Below are 26,398 nucleotides of genomic sequence, written 5' to 3' on the forward strand. Positions count from 1 at the left end.
GGTGTAATCCCACGCCTCAGTCAAGACCTCAGCCTTACTCGCCTGCGCCCACGCGATCACCTTCTCGAGGTAAAGCACCCGGTCGACGAACTGCGCCTGGTGCCGCTGAAACGGACTCAAGCCGGCAGCCGCGTCGGACGGGTCCGGGTCGTCGCCAGTGCTGCCCGCAGTGCGAAGGCCGGCGGCCGCCTCAGCGTCGGCACGGTCGGTGTGACGCTCGTCAGTCGTGCATTCGGCCGGGAGGAAAATGTCCGGGAGAAAATTGTCCGCGAGGTAGTTCGTATAGAGGAACTCTTCGCGGAGGTCCTCATCGAAGAGGTTCTCGGGCGGCACCGCGGCGAACACCTCGGTCAGATCGAGGTCGGCCGGGATGGTCGGGCCGTCAATCAACTCCGGGCGGCCAACGGCCAGGCTCACCGGTGCCGGGCTCACTGGTGTCGGGTGGACCGGTTCCAGATCGACCGGGTCGGTGACCTCGTACGGGGCGAATTCTCCGAGCCCCTCGGCAATTTCACACCGCCAATCGGCCTGGCACTGCGCCCAGAACACCTCGAACTCGGCACGCTCTTCGAGTGTGGACGGCGGGTAGCCGTGAGCCGCGAAGAACGGATCGACACGGCCCGGCTGGGGAGTATCGCCGCTCTGGCTCATAGAAGAAGTGTACCAAAACCATGCGCCAGAGTCGNAATTTATGTGCGAATATGCATTCGGGCAGACCGCGCGTTGTCGAGACGGCTCGGCCCAGTCCATGGCGGTATCGGCAAGCTCGACCAACGGAAGCGGGCGGGTCTCGCAGGTAGCCAGCACCCCGACTTCGTGCAGCTAGCGTCCAGCGAGGGCAGTGGACGGTGAGTGCACCCCTATTCGACCCGTCCGGGGTATTGCCATTAGGTCAGGACCACACGCGGCCTTTCGGGCTCCAACAGTGGGGACACCGTGGCCAATCGCACTGTGACCTAGTCCGACAAGACGGATGCCGCTGGTCGACTCAGTTGCGGCAAGGAAGACCTCATCACCAAGCTGACCGAGCTGCAGACGCTCGTGAACAATCTGGTCGGTTCCCGCTTCGTGACGGACTCGGCTTCGGGTGCCTTCCGGACCGCGTATGACTCGTTCACGCAGGGCGCGACCCGTCGCGGTCAACGGCCTCGACGGCCTCGACGGCATGAGTCAGTTCCTCACCGCCGCCGCCGACGCACTCGGCAACGCGGACACCGAGCTCGGCAACGCTATCCGCGGCTAGCGCCCGGTCAAGCGTTCTGTGGCCCCCACCGCGCTCACATTTTGCACCCCCATTGTGGGGGTGTACCATGTCCCCTTGTGGGTGTCGGGATCGGGCGCCGTGGTTAAGCTTGAACCTTAGACCAGCACAAGGTTGCACGACAGAAACAACGCAGGTCGGGGGGAGCAATGGGCAGGCGACTTCCCTCTGTTCCGCCCGTTTTGTCGGGCTACAGCTACGTGCGCCCGCTCGGCACCGGCGGATTCGCCGACGTCTTTCTGTTCGAACAGAACATGCCGCGCCGCTCCGTGGCCGTCAAAGTGCTGCTGCGGGACATCGTCGACGATGACGTATTGCGCTCATTCAATGCCGAAGCCGATGTCATGGCCAGGCTCAGCTCGCATCCGTCTATTCTCACCGTCTACAACGCGAGCATCTCGGCCGACGGCCGCCCCTATCTCGTGATGGAATTCTGCCCTGGCTCATACTCCTCGCGTGAGCGCGCTGCGCCGCTGCCCCTGGCGACGGTGCTGGGCGTCGCGGTCAAAATCGCCTGCGCCCTCGAAACCGCACACCGCTCCAAGGTGCTGCACCGAGACATCAAACCGTCCAACATTCTCACCACGACCTTCGGCGGTCCGGTGCTCGGTGACTTCGGTATCGCCGCTTCCCTGGCTGGCGGCGGCCCGGGTGAACTATTCGCCATGTCGCTGCCGTGGAGCGCTCCAGAAGTTGTCGACGAACGAACGACCGGTACTGTCGCCACCGAAGTCTGGTCGTTCGGCGCCACGCTCTACTCGCTGCTGGCCGATCGGGCCCCGTTCGACCTGCCCACCGGATCCGCCGGATCGCGCGCACAACTGAAACAACGCATCAGCCGGGCCAAATACACGAGCATCGGACGAGCGGATGTTCCCCCCGCCCTCGAAACCATCCTCGCCCGCATGATGAGTCGCGACCCGGCCAGCCGCCAGGCGAGCCTGCTCGAGTGCGCGCACGACCTGCAGCGGGTGCAGCGCGACCTGGGGCTGCCGATCACCGCGCTCGAAGTCGCGGACGAAGCGTGGGCATCCGCTGGCATGCCCGTCGATTTCAACAACCTGGAGGCTCGCGGCCCGGTCGTCTCCGACGTGGTCATCGCGTCGCTGCGCCCCGGCCGGGGCACCCGTCGCCCGGCCTCACAAACGCGGGAGGGCACGCTGACCGACGTCGACGGCCCCCGCCGAACGCACCTGCGCCCGGTGGCCCTCGCCCTGCTTCTGGTCGGGGCGGTCGTCGTCGGTGGTGGCGCGACGTTCGGCGCCCTGCTTCTCGTTGGGCTGATCTAGTGGCCGGGCCGCGCACCCGCCGCCGATTCCCGGTGATATCGAAGAAGCGTCGCGGCATTATTCGCATTATGGCGGTGGCCGCGATCGGTGCGTTGCTGGCCACGGTGGCCATCGTCGTCGACGGTTTCGACGTAAAGCAGACTCCGGTGCACGCGAGCTCGATCTGGGCGCTGCAGAGCGGCGACGGCAACCGGTACGCCCGCATCAACACCGACCTGCTCGAACTGGACACCGTGAAAACCGTGCCGGCGCCGAGCGAATTGGTGCAGACCGACGCGACCGTGCTGCTCTACGCGCAGAACAACGAAAAAGTCGTCGACGTGAGCCTCGCCGCGCCGATCGACCTCGGCGACGACGCCGCCGACTACGACGTGACCCCGGCCGGTACCCGCACCGTCGTCTCATCGGGGGCCTGGGTCGGCTACCTCACGAGCACCGGAGCGGTGTTCGCCGGGGCGGTCGGCGCGGCCGAGTCCCCGCGCCCGGTCAACCCCTACGCCGACGACGAGGTCATCGAGGGCGAAACCGCCCGCTCCTACGTCTCCGACGCCGTCGCGATCACCCCCGACGGCGTGCTCTACAGCTACTCCAGCGCGGCCAACAGCGTGCTGCGCTATTCCATAGTGGACGACGAAATTCTGGGTGATGACACCGTCACCGACGGTCCGACCGAGCCAGGCACCCAGCTGAGCGTCGTCGGCGATACCTGGGCGCTGCTGAGCATGGCCGGCGACGAACTCTGGCTGGCCGGCCAGGACGAACCGGTCGAGACGAATCTGAGCGAGCTGGCCGTGCTGCAGCGCCCGAGCAGCACCGAGGACCTGCGCGGTTCCGACGGCGTACTCGTGGCCGACCAGACCGGCCTGGTTTCCTTTGCGCTGGCTGACGGTGCCCGCACCGAACTGGTGGGCGATTTTGAGACTGTGCTCGGGTCCCCGGCCGTACCGACCCCTTTTAATGGTGAGCGCTACGCGGCCTGGCTGCCGTCCTCCGGCGCCGGCGGCACTCTGTTCAGCGAAAGCGCCGGCGAAACGACGCTCAGCTACGGCACGGCCACACCGAACGGGGACGCAGCCCCCGCGTTTCGGTCCAACGACTCCCTCATGATTCTCAACGACTCCCGGAGCGGATGGGTGTGGACCGTTCCGGGCGGCGCCCTGGTCGAGAGTTCCCAGGACTGGACCCTCGCCGCGGCTGAAGAACCGCAGCGCCAGGACGACGTGGAGGAAGCCTCAGAGATTGTCGAGCCCAAGGCTCCCGTGGCGGTTGCCGATGCCTTCGGGGTGCGCAGCGACCAACTCGCCCTGCTTCCCGTGCTGCTCAACGACCACGACGCCAACGACGACGTGCTCACCGTGCTGCCGGCCTCGGTGACCGGGCTTGACCCTTCCTGGGGCACCGTCAGCGTCACCGACTCGAACCAGGCCATCGCAGTGCAGGTCGCCGCCGGCGCTCGCGGCTCGGCCACGTTCAGCTACGCCGTCACCGACGGTTCCCGCGCAGACGGACTCAACTCGCCGGCCACGACGGTCACCCTGACCGTGCACGGCGACGACGTGAATGCCGCGCCGGTATGGTGCGGCACCGAGGGCTGCCTGCAAGACTGGCCGAGCCCCGAGGTGCAACCCGGCGGTACGGTCACCGTTCCGGTGCTGCCCGGCTGGGTCGATCCCGACGGGGATCCGATTTTTGTCGCATCCGTTGTGAACACGACCGACGTCGGCTCGGTCAGCGTGACGCCGGCCGGGGTGCTCGTCTACAAGCACCCCAACGCGGCCGACCAGACCGCGCAATCGGCAACCATTCTGGTGAGCGTCTCCGACATTCACGGCGCCACGGCCGAGAAGGTGCTCACGATCGCGGTCACGCCGACCCCGCAGCTCACGGCCCTACCGTTCGCACTGCTCGCCTCGGTGAACGAACGCCTCACGGTCAGCCCGGCCGACTACGTCTCCGGCGCAGCCGGCCTGTACCGCATCAATTCGGCGACCACCCCGACCAGCTCCGAGGGATCCACGGTCGGCGTCACCGCTAACGGAACCTCCTTCGACTTCGTCGCCACCATGCCAGGCAACTACACGGTCAGCCTCACCATCGCCGACGACGCCAGCGAAGTCGTCTCTTTCGTGCGCATTTCGGTGGTGTCAGCGGATGCGCAGGCACTCACCACCTCCCCGGTGACCGTTTTCGTGCGGCCAAAGGCCGACACGAGCGTCGACGTCTTCACCGCCGTCTCCAACCCGGCCGGGCGGGTGCTGCTGCTCGGCGAAGCCATCCCCGACACCGTGTTCGGCGCGTCGCTCAGCGTCGACGTGGTCGGCCAGAACGTGTTGCGCGTGCGCGGCTCGACCGCCGACGAACGGCCGGGCAAGCTCGGCACCGTGCGCTACACCGTCTCTGACGGCACCGAAAATCCGCTGTACACCGTGCGCGGCGAGGCCACCGTCTACCTGCTTCCGGCGTCAGTGCCGCAGGCACCGATCGCCAGGAACGACAGTGTCTCGGTGCGGGTCGGCGCGCAGATTGACATTCCCGTGCTCGCCAACGACGTCGCGCCCGACGGCAATATCGTGATGCTCAACGCCGAATCGGTGCAGAACAGAAGCGATCGGGGTCTCGCCTTCGCGGCCGGCGCCGAGCTGCGCTACCTCGCGCCGGACCAGCCGGGCAGCTATGAACTCGGCTACAGCGTCTATGTCGCCGGCGCCCCTGAATTGATCGACTCGGCCGTCGTCTCGATCGAGGTTCTCGCCGAGGGCGACAACACCGCCCCACAGCCGCACACCCTCTACGGCCGCGTGCTGTCGGGGGAGAGCATCGAGATTCCGTTCGACAGCTTCGGCCTCGACCCGGACGGCGACACCGTCGTGCTCGACCGGGTGCTCACCCAACCGGCGCGCGGAACCGCCGGGGTCAACGCCACCGGCGACGCCATTGTCTATTCGAGCCCTCTCGACTACCACGGCGCCATCGAATTCCAATACCGGGTGCGCGATGCCAGCGGCGCCACCGGCATCGCCCTGGTGCGCATCGGTGTGCTCGACCAGCGCTCCAACCCGAGCCCGATCACGTTCAGTGACTACGTCGAGGTGCAGGTCGGTGCCGACAACCTGGTGATCGTGCGCCCGGCCGCCAACGACGTGGAACCCGGAGGCGGACGCCTGACCCTGACCGGCGTCACGCCCGACGCCACGGCCGGCTCGCTCGAATACGATGCCCTGCAGCAGCGCATCGAGCAGGTCACCGACAGCCAGGTGGTCTTCACCGCCGGCGACGACCCCGGACTGCTCACCTTCGTCTACTCCGTCGCCAACGAGAACGAAGACGTCGGCCAGGGCCTCATCGTTGTGAAGGTGGTGCGCGCCTCCGTTCCTGACTTTCCCATCGTCATCGACACGACCGTCGCTCTCGACGACCGCGACTCGTTCCCGACAGGCATCGACGTCGTGACCGGCAAAGTCTCCTGGAACTCCGGCGACGTCGGGGGCCTGACCCTCGCACTGTGGGGCGACCACCCCGGCCTCACGGTCTCCGGCTGGAAGATCAGCGGCGAGGTTCCCGACGAGGGACTCCTCGCCCCGTTCTCGCTGACCGGCCTCAATTTTCAGGGTGTCGAAGTCACCACCTACGGGTTCCTGCGCATTCCTTCAGCGGATGCCATCATCCTCGCGCTCAAAAAGGGCAACGTGGAGCAGAACGTTCGGGAAGACGCCTCCGTCAGCTTCGACCTGGCCAGCCTGGTGTCGATTCCGGCCGGGACCGAGCTGCAACTGGAGCGGTCGGGCATCCGTTCATCGGGCGAACGCGTGAACGCGAGCTGCACTTTCGAAGGCGGAACGAGCGTCACCTACACGGCCGGATCCGATGCCCCCTGGAGCGACTCGTGCACCGTGCCGGTGCGCATCGACGGCCAGGATGATTACACCCAGTTGGTCGTGCCGATCGTCGTTGAACCGCTTGATCCGCAGCCGACCCTGCGCCCGGCGGCACTGACCCAAAGCCCGGGCGCCGACGACATTCGTTACGACCTCAGCCACATGGTCGACTGGCAGGGTAAGGGAGCGGTACCGGCGCTGACCTTCGCGACCGAGATCGTCTCCGACCAGTTCACCGTGACGCAGGACGGTGCCATTCTCACGATCTCCGTCGCGGACAACGCCGTGGCCGGCCGTGAGGCGGCCGTGACGGTGAGCCTCGCCAGCCACCGCGACGCCGAGCCGGCCCTGCTCGCGCTCAAAGTCGGCCCGGCGCCGAGCGAGTTGCCCAAGGGCGGTACGGTGGCACGGACCTGTTCGCAGTCCTCCGGCTCGAGCTGCTCGATCGCCGTCGTCGGCGTGGCCGGCGAGGTCAACCTGTACCGCAGCACGCCGCTCGTACTGGTGTCGGTCGCGGCGCCGAGCACCTGCGTCGGCGTCTCCTTTGCGGTGGAGAACACCCGCAGCGTGCGGGCCTCCTGGTCTGGTGATACCGCCGGCGGGGTCTGCGAGGCCAGTTTTGTGGTGCGCGACGCGCAGGGCAAGCTCAGCGCCGGCAGCCGCAACGGGTCGATCACGGTCGACCTGCAGGGGTACCCCAAGGCGCCGAACGCGGTCACCCAGATCGCCTACGGCGACGAGTCGATCACCCTGGCGGTCAGCCCCGGCGGCGCGAACTCCACCTACCCGAAGCTCACGGGATTCACCCTGTACCGCAATGGGGCTTCGGTCGGTCGCTGTGATGTTTCGGGCGACTGCGGTGTGATTCGAACGACCGAAAACGGTCTGAAGGACCGCTACGAGGCCAAGGCCGTGAACGCTGTCGGCGAATCTCGCAGTGCGGTCAGCGTTACGGCCTGGTCCTATGACACTCCCGGCATGGGAGCGCTCACGGCTGAGCCGGTCTTCGACGAGGATGTGACCAGCGCCGGCACCGGTGCTGTGACCGTGACCATCGAAAATAATGACCGGTCCACCAATCGGTACAGCGTCAACGGGGTCGAACAACGAGTCGCTTCGCCCGGTCTCGGAACGACCGAGCTCACTCTCGCACTCGAGGTCGGCGACCAGAACATCACCGTGACCCCGCTGAGCCGCCACGAGCAGCCCGCCGGAACCGGCCCGACAGAGGAGACGACGTCGCAGACGGTGCGCGTGGCCGGATCGCCCGCCATCACCAGTGCCGGTGTGCTGAGCTCGCAGAACCGGTCGATCACCGTGGCCCAGGCGCGCTTCGAGAAGAACTTCAGCACCCTGCCGGAAGAATTTCTCTACGTCGCCTCACTCACCGAGGGCGCGACCTGCCGACTCACCGCGACCGGTCTGACCTCGGCCGGCGCCGCGGCCACTTCGAAAGACCGCGAAATCGACGGTCTGACCAAACACACGGAATATTTCGTGACGGTCTGCTACTCCAACGGCTACGGGGTGGCCGCAGCCGCTGCCGATTCGATCACCACCTGGGAGCAGCCGCCCGCCCCGGGCAACGGGGAATACACCTACGGCCTGGCGGCGCCGGTTGACGGCCAGTACCTCATCACCGCTCCCACATCGTCGACGACCGCGCCGAGCGATTTCGTGGTCGACTTCGAAAACTTCGACGTCGTCAGGGGCTCGACGGTGTTCGGCGCCGACCCGCGTATTCGCGTGCGGTACTGCACCGAGGCCGATTCCACCCTGTGCAGCGATTGGTCGACGGTGGAAGCAGCCGACGCCGCGCGCGCCTGGCAGGTCAGGTTCGCGGTGAACGGCCTCGACAACAGTGGCTGCGTCATCGGCGGCACGCTCGCCGTCGCGGTCGACGCAACGGACACCGGCCTCGCCGAGGGCGTGGTCACCGCTGCGCAGTACGACGTCATCAACCCCAACGGTGGCCGAATGTGGGTGGACGGCGACCAGAATGTGCCCCTGGATGCCGCCCAGACCAGAAACGTGAACTGGACCCTGAGCTGGACCGCCCCCGAAACCTCGGGCCTGGAAATCGTCTCAGGTACCACGACGACCACCGCCGTCGCGTGCACCGCGGCGACCACCACAACACCGTGACAGCAATAAACCGTGACACTGAAAGAGCTACCCATGACAATCACCCCGGAGCAGTCCGAATGGTTCGCCGCGACCTTCACGATGATGGTCGACAACGTTGAACGCGTCGTCCTCGGCAAGCGCCACGTGATCGAACTCGCCTTCACCGCGATGGTCAGCGAGGGCCACCTGCTGCTCGAAGACTACCCAGGCACCGGCAAGACCTCGCTGGCCCGCGCCATGTCCCAGACCGTGCAGGGCGTCTCGACCCGAATTCAGTTCACGCCAGACCTGCTGCCCGGCGACGTGACCGGCATCACCGTGTACGACCAGAAGACCGGCGAGTTCGAGTTTCACAGCGGCCCGATCTTCGCCAACGTCGTGCTCGCCGACGAGATCAACCGGGCCAGCCCCAAAACCCAGTCGGCGCTGCTCGAAGCGATGGAGGAGGGCAACGTCACCATCGACGGTGTCACCCGCTCCACCGGTGTGCCGTTTCTCGTCATCGCCACCCAGAACCCGATCGAGCACGCCGGCACCTACCGGCTGCCCGAAGCCCAGCTCGACCGCTTCATGATGAAGGCCTCGCTCGGCTACCCCGACCTCGCCGCGACCATTCGTATTCTCGAGGGCACCGCCGATGTGCGGCACGACCTCGCGCCGGTGATCACCCCGCAGGCGCTCGTGAGCATGAGCGACATCGCCCGCGGCGTCTTCGTGAACCCTCTTATCTACGACTACATCGGTCGCCTGGTCGAGGCGACCCGCAATGCTCGCCAGGTACGTATGGGCGTCAGCGTGCGTGGTGCCCGTGCCCTTACCAAGGCCGCGAAGACCTGGGCCGTCGCGCACGGCCGCAGCTTCGTCACCCCCGACGACGTGAAGGCGCTCGCCGAGCAGGTGCTCGCCCACCGGATGGTGCTCGACCCTGAGGCTGAGTTCGACGGCGTCACCGCGAGCGCCGTTATCGGCCAGATTCTGCTCGACGTGCTGCCGCCCAGTCGGAGCGACCTGGCGTGAGCTTTCACACCGAATCGCGGCGCTCCCAGACATCAAACCTGGCGCGCACCAGCACCCAGACCCGGTCTGCAACGCACACCCGGTATGCCACGACGCGCACGAATAGGTCAACGACGTTGACCCTCGTGGGCGCCGTCGTGCTCTGGATGCGGGCCGCGCGCGCTGTGCGAATCGGTGTGCGGGCATCCGTCGACTGGGTCGGCGAAACGGTCACGCCGGCCGGTTGGGTCGTGGTCACGGCCGCGATCGTGCTGCTGCCGCTCGGCCTGGCGTTCGGCTGGACCGAATTGATCGTGATCGGCTGGGTGGCGGTGGCCCTCATCCTCATTTCACTGCCGTTTCTGGCCGGTGGCCGCGCCTACAGCGTCGACTTCACGCTGCCGGTCGATCGGGTCGTGGCCGGTTCCGAAGTGCTCGGCACCCTCACCGTCACCAATATCTCCAAGCGGCTCGAACTGCCCGGTCGCGTCGACGTTCCGATCGGCCGGGGGCTAGCGGATGTCTACGTGCCGCTGCTGCGCGCCGGTCAGGTGCACGAGGAACACGTTCGCGTGCCCGCGTACCGCCGCGGCATCATCGATGTGGGCCCGGTCACGACCGTGCGCAGCGACCCGCTCGGCGTGCTCGGCCGCGAAGTGGCCTGGGCCGACGTGAATCGCCTGTTCGTGCACCCGGTGACCGTGTCGATTCCGAGCACGAGCGCCGGATTCGTGCGCGACCTCGAGGGCAACCCGACGAGTGACATCGTCGACTCCGATATCTCGTTTCACGCCATTCGGGAGTACGCGCCGGGCGACGGTCAGCGACACATCCACTGGAAGTCAACCGCCAAGACCGGCAAGCTCATGGTGCGCCAGTTCGAGGAGAGCCGGCGTTCGCGCCTAGCTATCGTGCTGAGCCTGAACCAGGCGGAATACGCTTCCGAGGACGAGTTCGAGATGGCGGTCAGCGCCACCGGTTCGCTCGGCGTGCGCGCGATTCGCGACGGTCGGGACCTGGCCGTCGTGGCGAGTACGGAGATTCCCGATATCGTGCGCAGCAGCATCCGTTCGGTGCGGAGTTTGAGCGTCGTATCGACCCGCACCCTGCTCGACGACCTCACCGCGATTGAGACCAGCGCGCAGGCCATGAACGTTGAAGACGTCTGTCTGCTCGCGGCCCAGGTGGTGCCTGATATGTCGATCGCGTTCGTGGTCTGCGGCTCCACCATGACCGCCCGGCGGCTGCAGGCGCTCACCCTCAAATTCGACGGCAACGTTCGGGTCGTTGCCGTTCTGTGCGACCCGAAAGTTCAGCCGAGCTTTCGTGACCTGGCCGGCACGAGCGTGCTGACTATCGGCGTGCTCGACGACTTTCGTTCCCTGCTGAGCCGGCGGGCCGCATGAGTGCGCCCGGTTCCCTGCCCCCGCGTCGGCCGCGCCGCGCACCCAGTCAGCGACGGTCCCTCGTGATCAACGCCCTGTTCGTGGTGCTGATGCTGCTGGTCGCCGTCTGGGCGGCCTGGCCGATCTATCAGGACAATAGCTATCTGGTGATGGCGGCCGGAGCGATCGCGGCGGGCATACTGCTGGCCTGGCTTGCTCGCGCCCGCGGCTGGTCCTGGTTCAGCCTGCTGCTGGCCACCCTCGGCGTCTACCTGCTGCTGGGCGTTCCGCTCGCGGTGCCATCGGCCTTATCGAGCGCGTCGAACGTGCTCGGCGGCCTGCTCGACCTGGTCGCCGCCACGGTGTTCAGCTGGAAGGAACTCGTCACCATTTCACTGCCGGTCGGGTCATACCAGACCCTGCTGGTTCCGGCCTTCGTGCTGTTTCTCGGCGGCACGACAGCGGCGCTGACGCTCGCCTGGCGCGGCGGCCGGCGCTCCGCCCTCGCCGTTCCCCTGATCTTCGCCGTGCAACTATTCGGGCTGGTGTTTGGGTCCGGCGCCGAGAGCGCGCCGCTTTCGGTCGCCGGGTTCACCGTTCCGGCGCCGCGGGAGAGCCTGATCGGCCTGGCCGCACTGCTGCTCGGCTTCGGCTTTCTGGCCTGGCGCACCCACCTGGCCCGCAGCGAAGCCCTCAATTTGGCGGCCCGCACGACCGGGGTGCGCCGCACTCCTGGCGGCCTCGGCGGGCGGGTGCGCCGCGGCGCCCTCGCCTTCGGTGTGCTCGCACTCGCCGTCGCAGTGTCGCTCGGCGGGCTGTCGGCGGTGGCGTCGACTCCGGCCCGCGAGGTGCTGCGCAGCAGTATCGACCCCGCCGTCGAGCTGCGCGAGTACGTCAGCCCGCTCAGCCAGTACCGCAGCTACTTCAGCGCCGAGCGGTATGACGAGGAGCTATTCACAGTGACTTCTGCTGAGGGCGACCCGGCGAGCCGGGTGCGCCTGGCCGTGCTCAGTCACTATGACGGCGAGGTCTTTCGGGTCGTCGACCCTATATCGGGCGTGAGCGACCAGGACACCGCGTTTGCCCGGGTGCCCAACAGCCGCGGCTCGGCCAGCGGCGGCCGGGCGACCGCGTTTGCGATCAGCGGGTATCAGGGCGTGTGGATGCCGGGGACCGACGCGCTGTCGAGCATCCGCTTTGCCGGCGAACGCGCGGCGGAACTGAACGACGGGTTCTTCTACAACGCGGGGACGGCATCCGGTATTCAACTGAATACCCTCGAAAGCGGCGACCGCTACACGATCATTGCCCCGAGCGAAGCGGATGCGACGGATCTGGCCGGTCTCGCCCGCCCGGCGGCTGCGTCCAGACTGATCGATGAGTCGCTGATTCCGGCGAGCCTCGCCGATTGGGTCACCGCGCAGGAGGTCAGCAGTGACGGTGCCGGACTGGCCGAACTCGTCAGCCGGCTGCGGGAGCGCGGCTATCTCAGCCACGCACTGACCACGCCAACGGCACAGTCCTGGACCGCTGACCTCGGTGATTACCAGTTTTCGCCGAGCCTGTCCGGCCACTCGGTCGCGCGCATCGACGCCCTGTTCACCGCCCTGCTGGAGAAGCAGAACAACACCACCTCGACCGAGAACTCCCAGCTGGTCGCCGCCGTCGGCGATGACGAACAGTTCGCCGTGGCGACCGCGCTGCTGGCCCAGCACCTCGGGTTTGAATCCCGTGTGGTGCTGGGATTCAGCCTCGCGGCGGCCGACGCGGTAACTGGCGCACCCGGGGCCTGCGTCGAGGGTGTCTGCTCGGGCCAGAACCTTGCGGCCTGGGTCGAAGTGGCCGGAGTCGACGGCAGTTGGATCACCGTGGACGCGACCCCGCAGTTTCAGAACCCGCTCTCACCAATCGACGATGCCACCCGCGACCCGCAGTACAACACCGAGGTGCTGCCCGAGGGAGCCACCGAACAGCGGGCCCCCGAGGCCAACCCGACCAGCGGCGAAGACCAGCAGGAAGAAGAACCGGTCACCCGCACCGACCTGGCCTGGCTGTTCGCGGCCCTGAAGATCGGCGGCATCAGCCTCGCCGCCCTACTCGTGGTGAGCACACCGTTCCTGGTCATTCTGGGCGCCAAGCTCAAGCGACGCCGGGACCGGGCGCGGGCGCCGGACGTGTCGGCACGGTTCGCCGGCGGCTGGGACGAATACGTTGACGCCGCCGTCGACCGCGGCTTCGCCGACCAGGGCAGCATGACCCGGGTCGAGATCGCCCGGCACTACCAGTCGTCCGGCGGCAAGATGCTCGCGGCGCTGGCCGACCAGGCCGTGTTCGGCGAAGTGCCCCCGGTTGCCAGTGACAGTGACGCTTTCTGGGCGCTCGTCACCGCTGAGCGCGCCGGGCTGGCCGCGAGCGGCACCAGGCGCGACCGCTGGCGTGCCGCCCTCTCGCTGCGCTCCTTCTCTCGACTGGCGGATGCCGGCCGATCGCGCAGTTTTCAACACCACAGATTGCGACACCACAGCCCCGGCACAGTTCGACTAGACGTCACCACAGTGCGCCCTAACCGGCGCTCCAGCAGCAGAATGGGGGAGCGACCGCGCACCAGCGGCCGCAAATCGTAAATGGATGAATCATCTGGAGCGGTCATCGCCGTCGTCGTGGTGCCCGTGCTACTCGGCCTCGGCCTGTATGTGTTTTCGTCGATCGCCCTCGGCAAGGTCTTCGTCAAGCTCGGCGAACAGGCCTGGAAGGCGTGGGTGCCGATCGTCAACATCATCACCCTGTTTGAGCTCGGTCGGTATCCGGCCCTGTGGGTCGTGGGATTGTTCATCCCTGTCGTCGATATCGGTGCCCTGATCGTCTTCATCCTGGCGGTCAACAACGTCAATCGACGGCTTGGCCACGGCGGCGGATTCACCCTGCTCTACCTGGTCGCCTTCCCCATTTGGGCCGGCATGCTCGGATTCGGCAAGTCCGTCAACACCGGCTGGCTGCCGGTACCGGCCGCAACCGGGTACGTTCCGTTCACCCCGGTGCCGCCGCTGACGGGCCCGGCCGCACCGAATGCGATGCCGGTTCCGGCGGTGCCCGTTCCCGCCGCGTCTGCCGCGGCTCCCGCTGCCGCGGTGCCTGCAGTGCTACCCGTGCTGCCGGTGCAACCGGTGCCGCCCGTGACGGCCGCGCCCGCAGCCGCGGACCCGCCGAGCGTGCTGCCTGCTCCGTCGACGACGCCCGCGCCGCCGGTCGTGCGTGGTCTGCCCACGGGCCCGCCACCGTTCTACGTGCGCTCGCCGGTTTCGTCCCCGGTCGAGTCCCCGGTCGAGTCCCGGGTCGAGTCGCCGCTCGAGCCCCCGGTCGCCGCTGCACCCACGGCTTCGCCGGCCCCGGACGTCCAAACGGCCCCGGCGATACCGGTCGTCCCGGCACCAGGAGCTCCGCTGGCCTCAATCCCGGCCTCAATCCCGGCCGCGAGCGCCACTGACCGCACCGAGACCGAGACCGAGACCGAGCTCGCGGAGGACGACGACTTCGACGAGACCATGATCGTCGTGCGCCGCATGAAACCATGGACGCTGGAAACCGAGCACGGCCTGAAAGTCTCGCTCACCAAACCGGTCGTGCTGCTCGGACGCAACCCTGCGCGTGGCAGCGCACATCCGGATGCGCAATTGGTTTTGCTGCAGGACCCCGGCAAGACCGTGTCGAAGACCCACGCCCGCCTCGATTTCGTTGACGGGGCCTGGGGCATTCGCGACCTGCAGTCGACCAACGGTATCGTGCTCATCGATGGCGCCGGCGACGAGAGCGAGCTCGATGCGGGCGCGGGCGCGTCGCTGACCGAGCGGTTTTTGCTGGGGGAGCTCGCGGCCCGCATCTACCTGGAGGACTGAACATGACCCACCTCCAGCCAACCAGCGCCCAGGTCTTATTGCAGTGCGGCTTTCGCTCCGATGTCGGTCGCAAGCGTCAGCAGAACGAAGACTCGCTGCTGGCCGCATCCCCGGTGTTCATCGTCGCCGACGGCATGGGCGGCCTCGAAGCCGGCCATCGGGCCAGTTCCGCCGTCATCGACGAATTCCAGAGCTGCGTCGCGCGCCCCGGGCTGCTGGCCGAGGACGTCGGAGCAGCCGTTGAGCGCGCCCACGCGGCGGTGCGCGCGGTGTCGGACGCGACCGGGCGCGGCGCCGGCAGCACCCTCACCGGCCTCGTCCTGATCGACCACGACGATGCCCCGCAATGGCTCATCGTGAACGTCGGCGACTCCCGGGTCTACCGGTTGTATGGCGGCGAACTCAGCCAGCTCACCGTCGACCATTCCCTCGCGCAGGAACTCATCGACGAGGGGACACTGCTGCAAGCGGATGTCGCCACCTTCGCCCGCAAGAATGTGATCACCCGGGCCATGGGCGCCGACAACAGCCCGACCGACTACTGGCTGCGCCCGGTGGTGACCGGCGAACGGCTGCTGGTCTGCTCCGACGGACTCCACGGCGAGCTCTCCGAGGAGAGCATCAAGGCCGGGCTCACGCTCGGCGGCAGCACCCAGCAGACCGCGGACCTGCTGCTCGACGGCGCTCTCGAGCACGGCGGGCGCGACAACGTCTCGGTGATCGTCATCGACGTCGTCGCCGGCGGGGTCAGCTCCTGGCACGGTGTCGCGATCGAGGAAGACCACGCCGAGACAATCGACACTCAAACCGATGACACCCGCCCGGTTCAACGAGTGGCCCGCAATGCCGCCCGCTGATCCACGCGATGGGGCCGACACCGGTGACGATGACGACGACACGGTAATCGTGCAGCGCACGGACAACCACGACACCGTGATCGTGCAGCGCACGGACAACGACGACACTGTCATCGTGCAGCGAGCCACAGACGAACGCACCCGCATCGTGGCACGCGCCCGGCACGCCCGACCCGAGGCTGTGGACCCAGCTGTCGAGCCAGCCGTCGATCTTGCCGTCGATCCGCTCGTCGACCCCGCCGCCGACCCTGAAGACGACGGCGAAGCAACCGTGCGCTCGCCCCGTGGCAGCGCGGCGAGCGACACTCTCCTGAGCAGTCGACGGGCGACCCCGCCGGCGCGCATCCCGGTCGTCGACGATCTGCAGCGTCGCTACCAGCCTCCGCAGGTGCAGAGCGGCGCGAGCGTGCGCTACCAGGCCCGACCGGTCCCAATCATCGTCGCGCCCGCCCAACCCACACCCGGGTCGCCGCCGATCGCGCCCGATCCGGCCCGGATCGCCCTCGCCGAGGCGGCGGCCGAGATCCGTCAGCGAGCCGCGGCGGGCATCCGTCGTCGACGTCAGATCACTCTGGTCGCGATAATTGCGAGCACCCTGCTCGCTCTGGTCGCGGCCGTCGGGTTCACCGTCTTCGCCCTCGCCACCTGGTGAACTTCAGCTGGCCCCCAGCCCCGCAAGGTGACATTGCAGAAGACCGTTGCCGGTTCGCGTCGTGAGTCCGTTTACTTACGGGTAGCGCATTCTCACTGCAATACTTCGTTCAGAGGCACCGTCGCCTCTTGGGCGAATTGTGGGGAGCGATCATCAAGCCGACGAATAATCTGGTTGCGTCTCGTCTCCGCTCTGGCTGTGATTGTGGGCCACTCGTTCACGTTGACCGGCATCGCTGCAGCACCCCGAGTCCTCGGGATCCCGATTCATAGTCTTGGTCGCTACGCATTTCTGCCATCAGTGGTTACCTCATCGCAACTAGTTGGCACAGAAATCCCGCGCTGGTGCCGTTCCTGACCAATCGATTCCTGCGCATATTTCCCGCGCTGAAAAGGCACGTTGCTGAGCGCACCGTTGACGCTGTATCGGGTGTTGACGCGGTTAGCCCAGTGAGCGCCTGGCGTCTAGGATCTGTCTGATCTGGAGCGGCACCGTGTCATCCTGCAGCGACGTTGTATCGCCCAATTCGCGTCCGTCCATGAGATCGCCGAGCAGGCGACGCATGATCTTGCCCGATCGAGTCTTCGGCAGGTCGGGTACCACCACGATCTCCCTCGGCTTAGCGATCGCTCCGACCTGAACGGTGACCTGGGAGCGGAGCGCCGGCGAGAGTTCCGCTTCGAGGGCACGCCAGGTTCGGGGATCGGCGGCCTCCGCAGCGGAGAGCGACCGAGCGGGGATCACGAAGGCGGTGATGGCCTGCCCGGTGGTCTCGTCATGAACGCCAACAACCCCGGCCTCGCCGACGGCGGGATGCGCGACCAGTGCTGACTCGATCTCGATGGTCGACAACCGGTGTCCGGACACGTTGATGACGTCGTCGATGCGTCCGAGCAGCCACAGGTAGCCGTCGGCGTCGATCTTCGCGCTGTCGCCGGCAAGAAAGTAACCTTGCTCGGCGTACTTCTTCCAATACGCGTCGCGGTACCGTTCGGGGTTGCCCCACACAGTGCGGGCCATAGCCGGCCACGTGCCGTCGACCACGAGGGATCCGCTCGACCCGGGCTCGGTATCCGTGCCCTGATCGTCGACCACGCGCACGGTGAGTCCCGGCAGCGCGTGGGTAGCTGACCCCGGCTTCAGGGCCGTGACCCCGGGTAGCGGGGCCACGATTGCCGCACCGGTCTCGGACTGCCACCAGGTGTCGACGATGGGGGCCGTGCCGGCGCCGATATTCTCTCGAAACCACAGCCAGGCGTGCGGATTTATCGCCTCGCCAACCGAGCCGAGGAGGCGGATGCTGGAGAGGTCAAAGGTGGCGGGCACGCCGTCTGGGAACCAGGTCATGAGGGTGCGCACGAGGGTCGGAGCGGTGTAATAGGTTGTCACGGCGTAGCGTTCGATGATCTCGAAATGGCGCCCAGGGTGCGGAATGTTTGGGGTTCCCTCGTAAATGACGGAGGTCGCGCCGTTGGAGAACGGGCCGTAGAGCACGTAGGTGTGGGCCGTGACCCACGCGAGGTCGGCCGTGCACCAGTACACGTCGGAGTCTTTTGCGTCGAAGATTGCCCAGTGGCTCCACGACGCTTGGGTGAGATAGCCTCCCGACGTATGCACGAGCCCCTTGGGGGTGCCCGTGGTGCCCGAGGTGTAGATAATGAAGAGGGGCGTTTCGGCGTCGAAGAACTCGGCTTCGTGGGTGTTTTCGGCGGTATCGACGACGTCGTGCCACCAGACATCCCGGCCGGCGGTCCAGGGCACGTTGGGGGTCAGGTCTCCGGTACGCCGCACGACGAGCACGTGTTCGACCGCGTCGATGCCCGCAACAGCTACATCCGCCTGCTCTTTCACCGCTACGGCGGCCCCGCGGCGAAACTGGCCGTCGGAGGTGACGAGCAGTTTGGCCCCGGTGTCCTCAAGGCGAAATCGCAGCGCCGCGGCCGAGAAGCCCCCGAACACCAGGGAATGCACCGCGCCGAGCCGGGCAATGGCGAGCGTGATGACAATGGTCTCCGGTATGACCGGGAGGTAGACGACCACGCGGTCGCCCGCCACGATTCCCAAAGCGATGAGGGCGTTCGCGGCCTGCGCAACCCTGCGCTGGAGATCTGCATAGGTGATCACCTCACGGTCGCCGCGCTCTCCCTCGAAGTTGATGGCGACCCGATCGCCGTGCCCGGCATCGACGTGGCGGTCGACGCAATTGACTGCCACGTTCAACCGACCGCCGAGAAACCACTGGGCACGGGGGATCGAAAGCAACGGATGCCCGTCCGATTCGAGCGCGCCGCTGGCGTCGGCGAGGGCCGGCTCCCACGTGTGTGCGGTGTGCCAGCGTTCCGCCCAGTCGAGGCGGTCGGCCTGCCGCTCCCAGAATGCGACGGGGTCAGTCGCGGCGGTGGGCCATGCGCCGGAGCCCACGTTGGCGGAGGCGACGAGGTCAGCAGGCGGATAGTAGAGGCTGTCGTTGGCTGCAGCGGTCTCGAGGGGAAGGGTCATCGCTTTGACGCTACCGCGCCGCGCCGGGGGGCGCACACGAGCCGGTAAGGCGGCGTAATGTAGGCGCTCTTCACGCTCCCGGAACGCTCCGCAGCGCCGAGTGCTCGTCGAGGCTGTGCCACGTGCGGTTGTGGTAGACCAGCGGGTCGGATCCGCCTTGATCGCTGGCGACCGTCGCTTCGAGGGCGTGCACGGCAATGATCGTGGAACTGCCCGCGGCCATCCGGTTGATGATGCGCCCACGAATCCAGGCGTGTGCGCTGGGGAAATACGGTTCACCGGTAGCGAGCCTGGCCCAAATTTCAGTATCGGCGAAACGGTTGACGCCGCTGGTGGCGCAGAGCTTTGCAATGTGCAATTGCTCAGCTCCGAGGAGATGCACGACGACAGTGTCGGCGCGGCGGATGGTCGGAGCGCTGGAGGCGTGATCCGAGAGGGAGAACACCAGCAGCGGTGGCTCGGCACTCACCGAGAACACCGAGGTGGCGGTCAGGCCGACCGGGCCGTCGCCGGCATCGGCGGTGATCACCGCGACGCCGGCGGCGTGATTGCGAAACGCCAGCTTGAACTCGTCCGGATGCAGCCCACCGAGATGTTTCGCACCCTGCTTACCGTCGGTCGGCCACGGCCCGGCGAGTGCGGCCTGTTCTTGAGTTCTCATCGGGTTCCGTTCGCAAAATAATCAAAGACAGAACCAAGGGTCCCCCGTCGGGAGCTTTGAGCGTGAATGTCTGTCGTAGTGTGACGCCATGTTGCGTCATAAGCCGCGGTTCGCGTCTCAACAGTCACGATAGACAGATGCCCAGACAGATTCGATTCAACGCCTTTGACATGAACTGTGTCGCCCACCAGTCCTCTGGAATGTGGCGGCACCCGGATGACCAGTCCTGGCGGTACAAAGACCTGCACTACTGGACCGAGCTCGCAAAACTATTGGAGCGCGGAAAATTCGACGGAATCTTCATCGCTGACGTTCTGGGCACCTACGACGTGTACGGCGGCTCGAATGAGGCCGCGATCCGGCATGGTGCGCAGGTTCCCGTGAATGACCCCGTGCTGCTGATCTCGGCGATGGCACTCGTGACAGATCATCTGGGGTTCGGGGTGACCGCTGGTACGGCGTACGAGCATCCGTATCCGTTTGCACGACGGATGTCCACCCTTGACCACCTGACCAATGGGCGGGTCGGCTGGAACGTGGTCACCGGATACCTGCCATCCGCCGCACGAAACATGGGTCAAGAAGACCAGCTTGAGCACGACGCGCGGTATGACCACGCAGACGAGTACCTCGAGGTGTTGTACAAGTTGTGGGAAGGGTCCTGGGAGGACGACGCCGTCATCCGCGACCGCGAATCCGGGGTGTTCACCGACCCGAGCAAGGTTCACGAGATCGGCCACCACGGCAAGCACTTCACGGTCCCGGGTATCCACCTCTCTGAGCCGTCGCTGCAGCGTACACCGGTGATCTACCAGGCGGGGGCATCCTCCCGCGGCATCGACTTCGCTGCCGGTAATGCAGAGGCGATCTTCGTTGCGTCATCGACCAAGGCTGGGCTGAAGGCCACCGTCACGAAAATTCGGGATGCCCTCGAAAAAGCAGGCCGCAGCCGCTATTCCGCGCGCATCTACACCCTCCTCACGATCATCACCGACGAGACGTCGGAGAAGGCGACGGACAAGTACCAGGACTACCTCTCGTATGCCAGCGAGGAGGGCGCGCTCGTCTTCATGTCCGGCTGGATGGGCATCGACCTCTCGCAGTACGACCTCGACGAGCCCATCGGTAATGTCAAGAGCAACGCGATTCAGTCCGTAGTGGCCAACTATCAGGAGGCGAATGCAGACGGCAGCGAATGGAAGGTACGCGATATAGCCAGACTGGCGGCTATCGGCGGCCTCGGCCCGTTCATCGTTGGTTCAGGCGCGGAGATTGCCGACACCCTGCAGGAGTGGGTGGAGGAGACGGATGTGGACGGTTTTAACCTGGCCTATGCCATCACCCCCGGAACGTTTGAGGATGTCGTCACCTATGTGATCCCCGAGCTGCAGGCTCGTGGTGCCTACCCGAAGGAGTACGTCGAGGGCACGCTGCGCAATAAGTTGCACGGACGGGGCGGCCGTCTTCCTGACGAGCACAAGGGGGCGAACTACCGGGTGCGATCCGCTTAGGTCACGGCCAGTCGGTGAGCGGCTCTCGAGTGATCAGAGAGCCGCTGGGCGGCGTCGCACGGTGAAATTACGAGGACGGTGTCGGCTCTCAGCGGGCCGTCTTTCGTGCCGAGATCACGCCGGTGTTGAAGCCGAGGAGATAGAGGCCGCCGTTGAAACGGGCGTGCTCAATCTTGAGGCAGCGGTCCATGATTACCGTCAGACCCTGGCTCTGCGCGTAGGTCGCCGCATCTTGGTTCCAAATGCCAAGCTGCATCCAGACGGTCGGAGCGCCGATGGCGACGGCATCATCGACAACCGAGGAGATTTCGCTTTCCCGGCGGAACACGTCGACGATGTCGGGCACCTCGGGCAGTGCGGCAAGGGAGGGGTAGGTCTTGTGGCCGAGAATCTCGTCGGCGTTCGGGTTGACGAAATACACCCGGTAGCTGCTGGACTGCAGCAGGTAGGTTCCCACGAAGTAGCTTGCCCGCGCCGCGTTGGGCGATGCGCCCACGATGGCGACCGACGTGGCACTCTGCAGAATCTTGAGGCGTTCCTTGGCGCTGGGACCGATCCAGGTTCGCGGGGACTGCACTCGGTTCGCGCCGGCCACGCTCACCCGCAGTTCGCAGGCGGGGCCGTTGGCCAATGGGGAGGGTACTGCTTCCGTGCTCATCACTTGCCTCCGGTTGCCAGGCTCAGCGCCTGGTCGAGGTCGTAAATAATGTCGTCTGGATCTTCGATCCCCACGCTAATGCGGACAAGGCCCGGCAACACCTTCGCGTCAATAAGCTGCTGCTCGGTGAGCTGTGCGTGAGTGGTGGACGCCGGATGAATAACCAGTGTCTTCGCGTCGCCGACATTGGCGAGGTGGCTGGCCAGGGTCACTGACTCGATGAAAGTGCGCCCGGCATCCCTGCCGCCCCTGACGCCGAAGCTGAAGATCGAGCTCGGTCCCTTCGGCAGGTATTTCTTTGCGCGGTCAAAGTGCGTGTGCGAGGGGAGCCCGGCCCAATTGACGAATTCAATTCGGGGATCGGCTTCGAGCCACTCCGCGACAATCCTGGCATTGGCGACGTGCGCTTCCATCCGAAAGGCCAGGGTTTCGACGCCTTGGGCGAGGAGGAACGCGGAGTGTGGGGCCAGGGCAGGTCCGATATCCCGCAGCTGCTCGGCACGCAGGCGGGTGAGAAAGGCATACTCGCCGAAGTTGCCCGACCAGTTGAGGTCGCCGTACGCCGGCACTGGAATATCGAACAGGGGGAACTTGCCGCTGTTCCAGTCGAACCGACCGGACTCCACCACGACACCACCCAGAGTGGTCCCGTGGCCGCCGAGAAATTTCGTCGCCGAGTGGATGACCACGTCTGCTCCCCATTCCATTGGCCGGTTCAGGTAGGGGGTGGCAAAGGTCGAGTCGATGATGAGCGGAATGCCCGCGGCGTGGGCGACGTCGGCCAGACCCTCGAGGTCGGCGATCTCGCCGGACGGGTTGGAGATGGACTCGGCGAAGATCAGTCTGGTCTTGTCAGTAATCGCTGCGGCATAGTCGGCCGCATCCGTGCCCGGCACAAAAGTGGTCTCAACTCCGAACCGACGCAGCGTGATGTCGAGCTGCGTGAGGGAACCGCCATAGAGGCTCGCAGATGCGACGATGTGGTCGCCGGAACCCACGAGTGAAGCGAAGGTAATGTACTGCGCCGACAGGCCGCTCGAGGTGGCGACAGCGCCCAGCCCACCCTCAAGGCTTGCCACGCGCTCCTCGAATGCGGCGACCGTCGGGTTGGCGAGGCGGGAGTAGATATTGCCGTACTTTTGTAGGGCGAACCGGGCCGCAGCATCAGCGGTGTCATCGAACACGAAGGCCGTGGTCTGGTAGATGGGAATGGCTCGGGCGCCAGTCACCGCATCCGGAACATTTCCTGCGTGGATGGAACGGGTGCGAAAACCCCACTCCCTGTCTGTGCGGTCGTGGTTTGCCATTCCTTCACGCTACCGGAACGTGCTCCCCGGCAACTTTGCGTGGACATGCACGGTAACAATGGGAGCAATCTGCGGTAGCTCCAGTTACCGGCGGATACTGTAAAGGAGGAAGCGTCGCCGACCGCACGCTTCGAAACTACTTGGAGATGATGACCAGTGACTATCAGTGACCTGCGCACGGTGCAAGCTCCTCTGAAGCAGCAGTACCGCGACGACCCCGACGCCGCCCTGGTGACGCTTCGGGCGAACGGTGAATTGGGCGCGGGTATCAGTTGTTCGGTGCAGACCGGGCAGGCCCTGGTGGAGGCTGGTTTGCACCCCGCGACCGGAGGCGACGGTCTCTCCGTGTGCTCAGGCGATATGCTCCTCCAGGCACTCGTTGCCTGCGCGGGTGTGACTCTGGCCGCAGTCGCTTCCTCGCTTGGCATCGACGTCACCGGTGTGGTGCACGCCGAGGGAGACCTCGATTTTCGCGGCACGCTCGCCGTCGACAAGCAGACGGCGGTCGGATTTCAGGACATCAGGATGCGGTTCGAATTAACATCCGAGGCGGATGAGGAGCAGATCGCCACCCTTATCCGTTTGACGGAACGCTATTGCGTCGTCTTCCAGACACTGGCCGTTCCACCAAAATTAGCGGTATCGCACAGCGTCCACTCTTAGCCTCAATCCACCGATCGGTGGATCGAGGCTAAGCAGTACAGCAGCTGTCAAGCGCGAACAAGCACCTGGCCGATGACGTGATTCGTGATCTGACCAAGTTCGTTAATCTGGCGAACCCGAACCCGAACTCAGCAGAGGCAAAGGTCCTCGCCAGAGGTCTTCGGGTCAAGGTTATTCAGAGATTCAAGAACAAGAAGCCCAGGCGGTTTGAAGCGACCTTCGCTCCGGACGGACGAATCGTTGGGGCACAGGACGGCGACTACCTCCGATTCATCAGGAGCTGCTTCCGCACCACCTCACTGACGAGGTCTTCAACTTCGGCGTCCAGCCGCCAAGGGCGCATTAACCGCCGACACCCTGCCGCGGACCGGACCGAAACACCCCCGAATGAGCGCCCCATACAGTGGGGCTGTCCAGCTGATTTGGTCACGGATAACCTGAAAAATCTACCGTTGTGTCGACATCCGTTTTGTGCAAAATGCATGAACCGGGTGATGACATCCAGGTGGTACCCGGGGGAGCGTGTTCGTGACCAGCCTGACCGAAATTCTGATCGTGCACGGCCTGCTTCCGATCGAGGACCTCGACACCGTGCGCCGGAGCGACCGCGCCGATGAGGCCGCCGTGCGCAACATGGTCGACGCGGGCACGATCAGCGAGGTGCAGTTCGCCCAGGCGCGTGCCGAGCAGAAGAATTTGCCCTTCGTCGAGTTGCTGGATTATCCCGTCGACCGGCTCGCCGTGGCCAAGGTGCCGGCCGCAGTCTGCCGCCGCGCCAACGTGCTGCCCATCGCCTTCGAAGACGGCCGTCTCGTGGTGGCCATGGTCAATCCCGGCGACGTGTTCGCCGTCGATGACGTGCGCGAAGCCGCCCGCATGCGGGTCACCCCGGTCGTCGTTGAACCCTCCGACCTGCAGGCGGCCATCGCCCGCTACCACCGCGCCGACAGTGAACTGGTCGACCTCAGCTCCACCCTCACGGCCGAGAGCGACGATGTCGACGAGGCGTCAACTTATACAGAAGCGGATGACGCGGCGCCGATCGTGCGCTTCGTCAACCTGCTGGTCAGCCAGGCGATCCAGGACAAGGCCTCCGATATTCACATCGAACCCGGCGAAGGCGGCCTGCGGGTGCGCTACCGAATCGACGGCGTGCTGCACGATATGCAGAATGCGCCATCGACTATCGCCGGCGGCGTCACTTCGCGCATCAAGATCATGAGCGACCTCGACATCGCCGAGCGGCGCAAACCGCAGGACGGTCGCATGTCGGTGCACCACAACGGCCGCACCGTCGATCTGCGCGTCGCCATTCTGCCCACGGTCTGGGGTGAAAAGGTGGTGCTGCGTATTCTCGACAACGCCACCTCATCGATGAAGATGAGCGGCCTCAATCTGCTCACCGACAACTTCAACGAGTTCGAAATGGCGTATACCAAGCCGTACGGCATGATCCTGGTCACCGGCCCCACCGGGTCGGGCAAGTCGACCACGCTCTACACGACGCTGCACGCCATCTCCCGGCCCGAAATCAACGTCATCACGGTCGAGGACCCGGTGGAATACCGCATGCCCGGGGTGAATCAGGTGCAGGTGAACCGCAAGGCCGGCCTCACCTTCGCCGTCGCCCTGCGTTCAATTCTGCGCTCAGACCCCGACGTGGTGCTGCTCGGTGAGATTCGCGACCAGGAGACCGCGAAAATCGCGATCGAGGCCTCGCTCACCGGTCACCTCGTGCTGTCGACGCTGCACACCAACGATGCGCCAAGTGCCATGACCCGCCTGATCGAAATGGGAGTCGAACCGTTTCTCGTGGGATCGGCCCTGGACTGTGTTGTGGCCCAGCGACTGGCCCGTCGGCTCTGCGACCGCTGCAAGGTGCCAGACCACCGCACCGACCTCGCCTATCTGGGTTTCGTGGTCAACCCCACCGTGGGTTACGTCTCGAACCGCTCAACGATCCGGCCCGAGATCGGTCCGGCCATCGACCCCACCACCACCGGCACCGTGATCTACAAGTCGGCCGGATGCTCAAGCTGCTCGCAGACGGGGTACCGCGGTCGCCTCGGCATTCACGAGGTCATGACGGTGTCCGAGGAGATCGAGCGCCTCACCGTCGCGCACGCTTCGAGCGCCCAGATCGGGGCCGCCGCGCGCAAGCAGGGCATGATCACCATGCGTGAAGACGGCTGGGCCAAGGTCGCCCTCGGCCTGACCTCGGTGGAAGAGGTACTCCGCGTTGTCTCCTAGAGCAGCGGGAGGGCAGTTGTCATGAGCCAACCCGATTACGACCGGATGCCCACCGACGACAGCACCGCAGACACCACCCCAACGGCTCGCATTCTGCACGCGATGCGCGCCCTGTCCAGCGAGCGCGAGCCCGGCGAACCACCGGCAACCGACCTAGTCACAGATGAGCCACCAGCCACTGATATCGACCCCGACCTGCTCGCCGCCCTGCGCCTGGTCGCTCATGCTGGCGGGTCAGACCTGCACGTGGCCGGCGGTGCACCGCCGAGCGTGCGCATTTGCCGCGGGGCCTGGTGCTGGTCACCGGTCCGACCGGTTCGGGCAAGACGACCACGCTCGCGGCCATCGTCGACATTGTCAACAGCACCCGCACCGACCACATCGTCACGGTGGAAGACCCGATCGAGTTCTTGCACGAGTCCAAGAAGTGGGTGATCAGCCAGCGCGAAGTCGGGCAGGACACGCACAGTTTCGCCGCGGCACTCAAACCGGGGGCAGTCCCATATACGCCAAC

The 26,398-nt window shown here is 66.0% G+C and carries 17 protein-coding genes and 1 pseudogene; 13 read left to right on the forward strand and 5 right to left on the reverse strand.

The annotated features are described in order from the left end of the window. Positions 1 to 651 (reverse strand): hypothetical protein (locus E3T46_RS15250; protein WP_198419235.1); only part of this gene is annotated, 651 nt, incomplete at its 3' end. 454 nt (positions 652 to 1,105) lie between these two features. Between E3T46_RS15250 and E3T46_RS18595 the strand changes: the two genes are divergently transcribed. The 9 genes from E3T46_RS18595 to E3T46_RS15295 all read left to right on the forward strand — a co-directional run bounded on the left by E3T46_RS18595 (position 1,106) and on the right by E3T46_RS15295 (position 16,335). Further along, entirely contained in the window at positions 1,106 to 1,243 is a 138-nt protein-coding gene (locus E3T46_RS18595; protein ID WP_233194867.1) for a hypothetical protein, read from the forward strand. Positions 1,244 to 1,410: 167 nt separating this feature from the next. Further along, positions 1,411 to 2,550, forward strand: a complete 1,140-nt coding sequence (locus E3T46_RS15260; protein WP_134579207.1) for a serine/threonine-protein kinase — start codon at positions 1,411 to 1,413, stop codon at positions 2,548 to 2,550. Continuing rightward, entirely contained in the window at positions 2,550 to 8,570 is a 6,021-nt protein-coding gene (locus E3T46_RS15265; RefSeq protein WP_134579208.1) for an Ig-like domain-containing protein, read from the forward strand. The genes E3T46_RS15260 and E3T46_RS15265 overlap by 1 nt, the downstream gene beginning before the upstream one ends. Positions 8,571 to 8,603: 33 nt before the next feature. Then, positions 8,604 to 9,569, forward strand: a complete 966-nt coding sequence (locus tag E3T46_RS15270; protein ID WP_104131522.1) for a MoxR family ATPase — start codon at positions 8,604 to 8,606, stop codon at positions 9,567 to 9,569. Beyond that, positions 9,566 to 10,954: a DUF58 domain-containing protein gene (locus tag E3T46_RS15275; protein ID WP_134579209.1), complete on the forward strand. Its 1,389-nt coding sequence runs from the start codon at positions 9,566 to 9,568 to the stop codon at positions 10,952 to 10,954. The genes E3T46_RS15270 and E3T46_RS15275 overlap by 4 nt, the downstream gene beginning before the upstream one ends. After that, positions 10,951 to 13,557: a transglutaminase domain-containing protein gene (locus E3T46_RS15280; RefSeq protein ID WP_134579210.1), complete on the forward strand. Its 2,607-nt coding sequence runs from the start codon at positions 10,951 to 10,953 to the stop codon at positions 13,555 to 13,557. Before E3T46_RS15275 ends, E3T46_RS15280 begins: the two co-directional genes overlap by 4 nt. Beyond that, positions 13,558 to 14,826 (forward strand): DUF5684 domain-containing protein, encoded by a 1,269-nt coding sequence (locus E3T46_RS15285; RefSeq protein ID WP_134579211.1) that lies wholly within the window; start codon positions 13,558 to 13,560, stop codon positions 14,824 to 14,826. It begins immediately after the preceding gene. A 2-nt stretch (positions 14,827 to 14,828) separates the two neighbouring features. After that, positions 14,829 to 15,683 carry a protein phosphatase 2C domain-containing protein gene (locus tag E3T46_RS15290; RefSeq protein ID WP_134579212.1) on the forward strand — a complete coding sequence of 285 codons (855 nt, stop codon included), beginning with the start codon at positions 14,829 to 14,831 and terminating at the stop codon, positions 15,681 to 15,683. Further along, entirely contained in the window at positions 15,670 to 16,335 is a 666-nt protein-coding gene (locus tag E3T46_RS15295) for a hypothetical protein (protein WP_134579213.1), read from the forward strand. The genes E3T46_RS15290 and E3T46_RS15295 overlap by 14 nt, the downstream gene beginning before the upstream one ends. Before the next feature lie 441 nt (positions 16,336 to 16,776). Here E3T46_RS15295 and acs read toward each other — a convergent pair whose 3' ends face one another. After that, positions 16,777 to 18,834 (reverse strand): acetate--CoA ligase, encoded by a 2,058-nt coding sequence (gene acs, locus E3T46_RS15300; protein WP_134579214.1) that lies wholly within the window; start codon positions 18,832 to 18,834, stop codon positions 16,777 to 16,779. 70 nt (positions 18,835 to 18,904) lie between these two features. Next, positions 18,905 to 19,495, reverse strand: coding sequence for a flavin reductase family protein (locus E3T46_RS15305; RefSeq protein WP_134579215.1), 591 nt, complete (start codon positions 19,493 to 19,495; stop codon positions 18,905 to 18,907). Between the two features lie 137 nt (positions 19,496 to 19,632). On the opposite strand from E3T46_RS15305, the gene E3T46_RS15310 reads away from it, so the two are divergent. Then, positions 19,633 to 21,006, forward strand: a complete 1,374-nt coding sequence (locus E3T46_RS15310; protein ID WP_134579216.1) for an LLM class flavin-dependent oxidoreductase — start codon at positions 19,633 to 19,635, stop codon at positions 21,004 to 21,006. An 88-nt stretch (positions 21,007 to 21,094) separates the two neighbouring features. On the opposite strand, the gene E3T46_RS15315 is transcribed toward E3T46_RS15310, so the two are convergent. Both E3T46_RS15315 and E3T46_RS15320 read right to left on the reverse strand, forming a co-directional pair. Next, positions 21,095 to 21,664 (reverse strand): CoA-binding protein, encoded by a 570-nt coding sequence (locus E3T46_RS15315; protein ID WP_134579217.1) that lies wholly within the window; start codon positions 21,662 to 21,664, stop codon positions 21,095 to 21,097. Then, entirely contained in the window at positions 21,664 to 22,971 is a 1,308-nt protein-coding gene (locus E3T46_RS15320) for an O-acetylhomoserine aminocarboxypropyltransferase/cysteine synthase family protein (RefSeq protein ID WP_134579218.1), read from the reverse strand. The genes E3T46_RS15315 and E3T46_RS15320 overlap by 1 nt, the downstream gene beginning before the upstream one ends. A 156-nt stretch (positions 22,972 to 23,127) precedes the next feature. Between E3T46_RS15320 and E3T46_RS15325 the strand changes: the two genes are divergently transcribed. The 3 genes and pseudogenes from E3T46_RS15325 to E3T46_RS15335 all read left to right on the forward strand — a co-directional run. Continuing rightward, complete coding sequence (locus E3T46_RS15325) at positions 23,128 to 23,634, forward strand: OsmC family protein (protein ID WP_134442804.1); 507 nt, start codon at positions 23,128 to 23,130, stop codon at positions 23,632 to 23,634. A gap of 528 nt (positions 23,635 to 24,162) precedes the next feature. Continuing rightward, the gene (locus tag E3T46_RS15330; RefSeq protein WP_134579219.1) at positions 24,163 to 25,884 is read left to right on the forward strand and encodes an ATPase, T2SS/T4P/T4SS family; all 1,722 of its coding nucleotides are present in this window, start codon (positions 24,163 to 24,165) and stop codon (positions 25,882 to 25,884) included. A gap of 281 nt (positions 25,885 to 26,165) precedes the next feature. Further along, positions 26,166 to 26,372, forward strand: a pseudogene (locus E3T46_RS15335) (ATPase, T2SS/T4P/T4SS family); the annotation flags it as partial. Between the last annotated feature and the right edge of the window lie 26 nt (positions 26,373 to 26,398).

It is taken from the genome of Cryobacterium sp. Hh11 (assembly GCF_004404045.1).
Classification (GTDB): Bacteria; Actinomycetota; Actinomycetes; order Actinomycetales; family Microbacteriaceae; genus Cryobacterium; species Cryobacterium levicorallinum.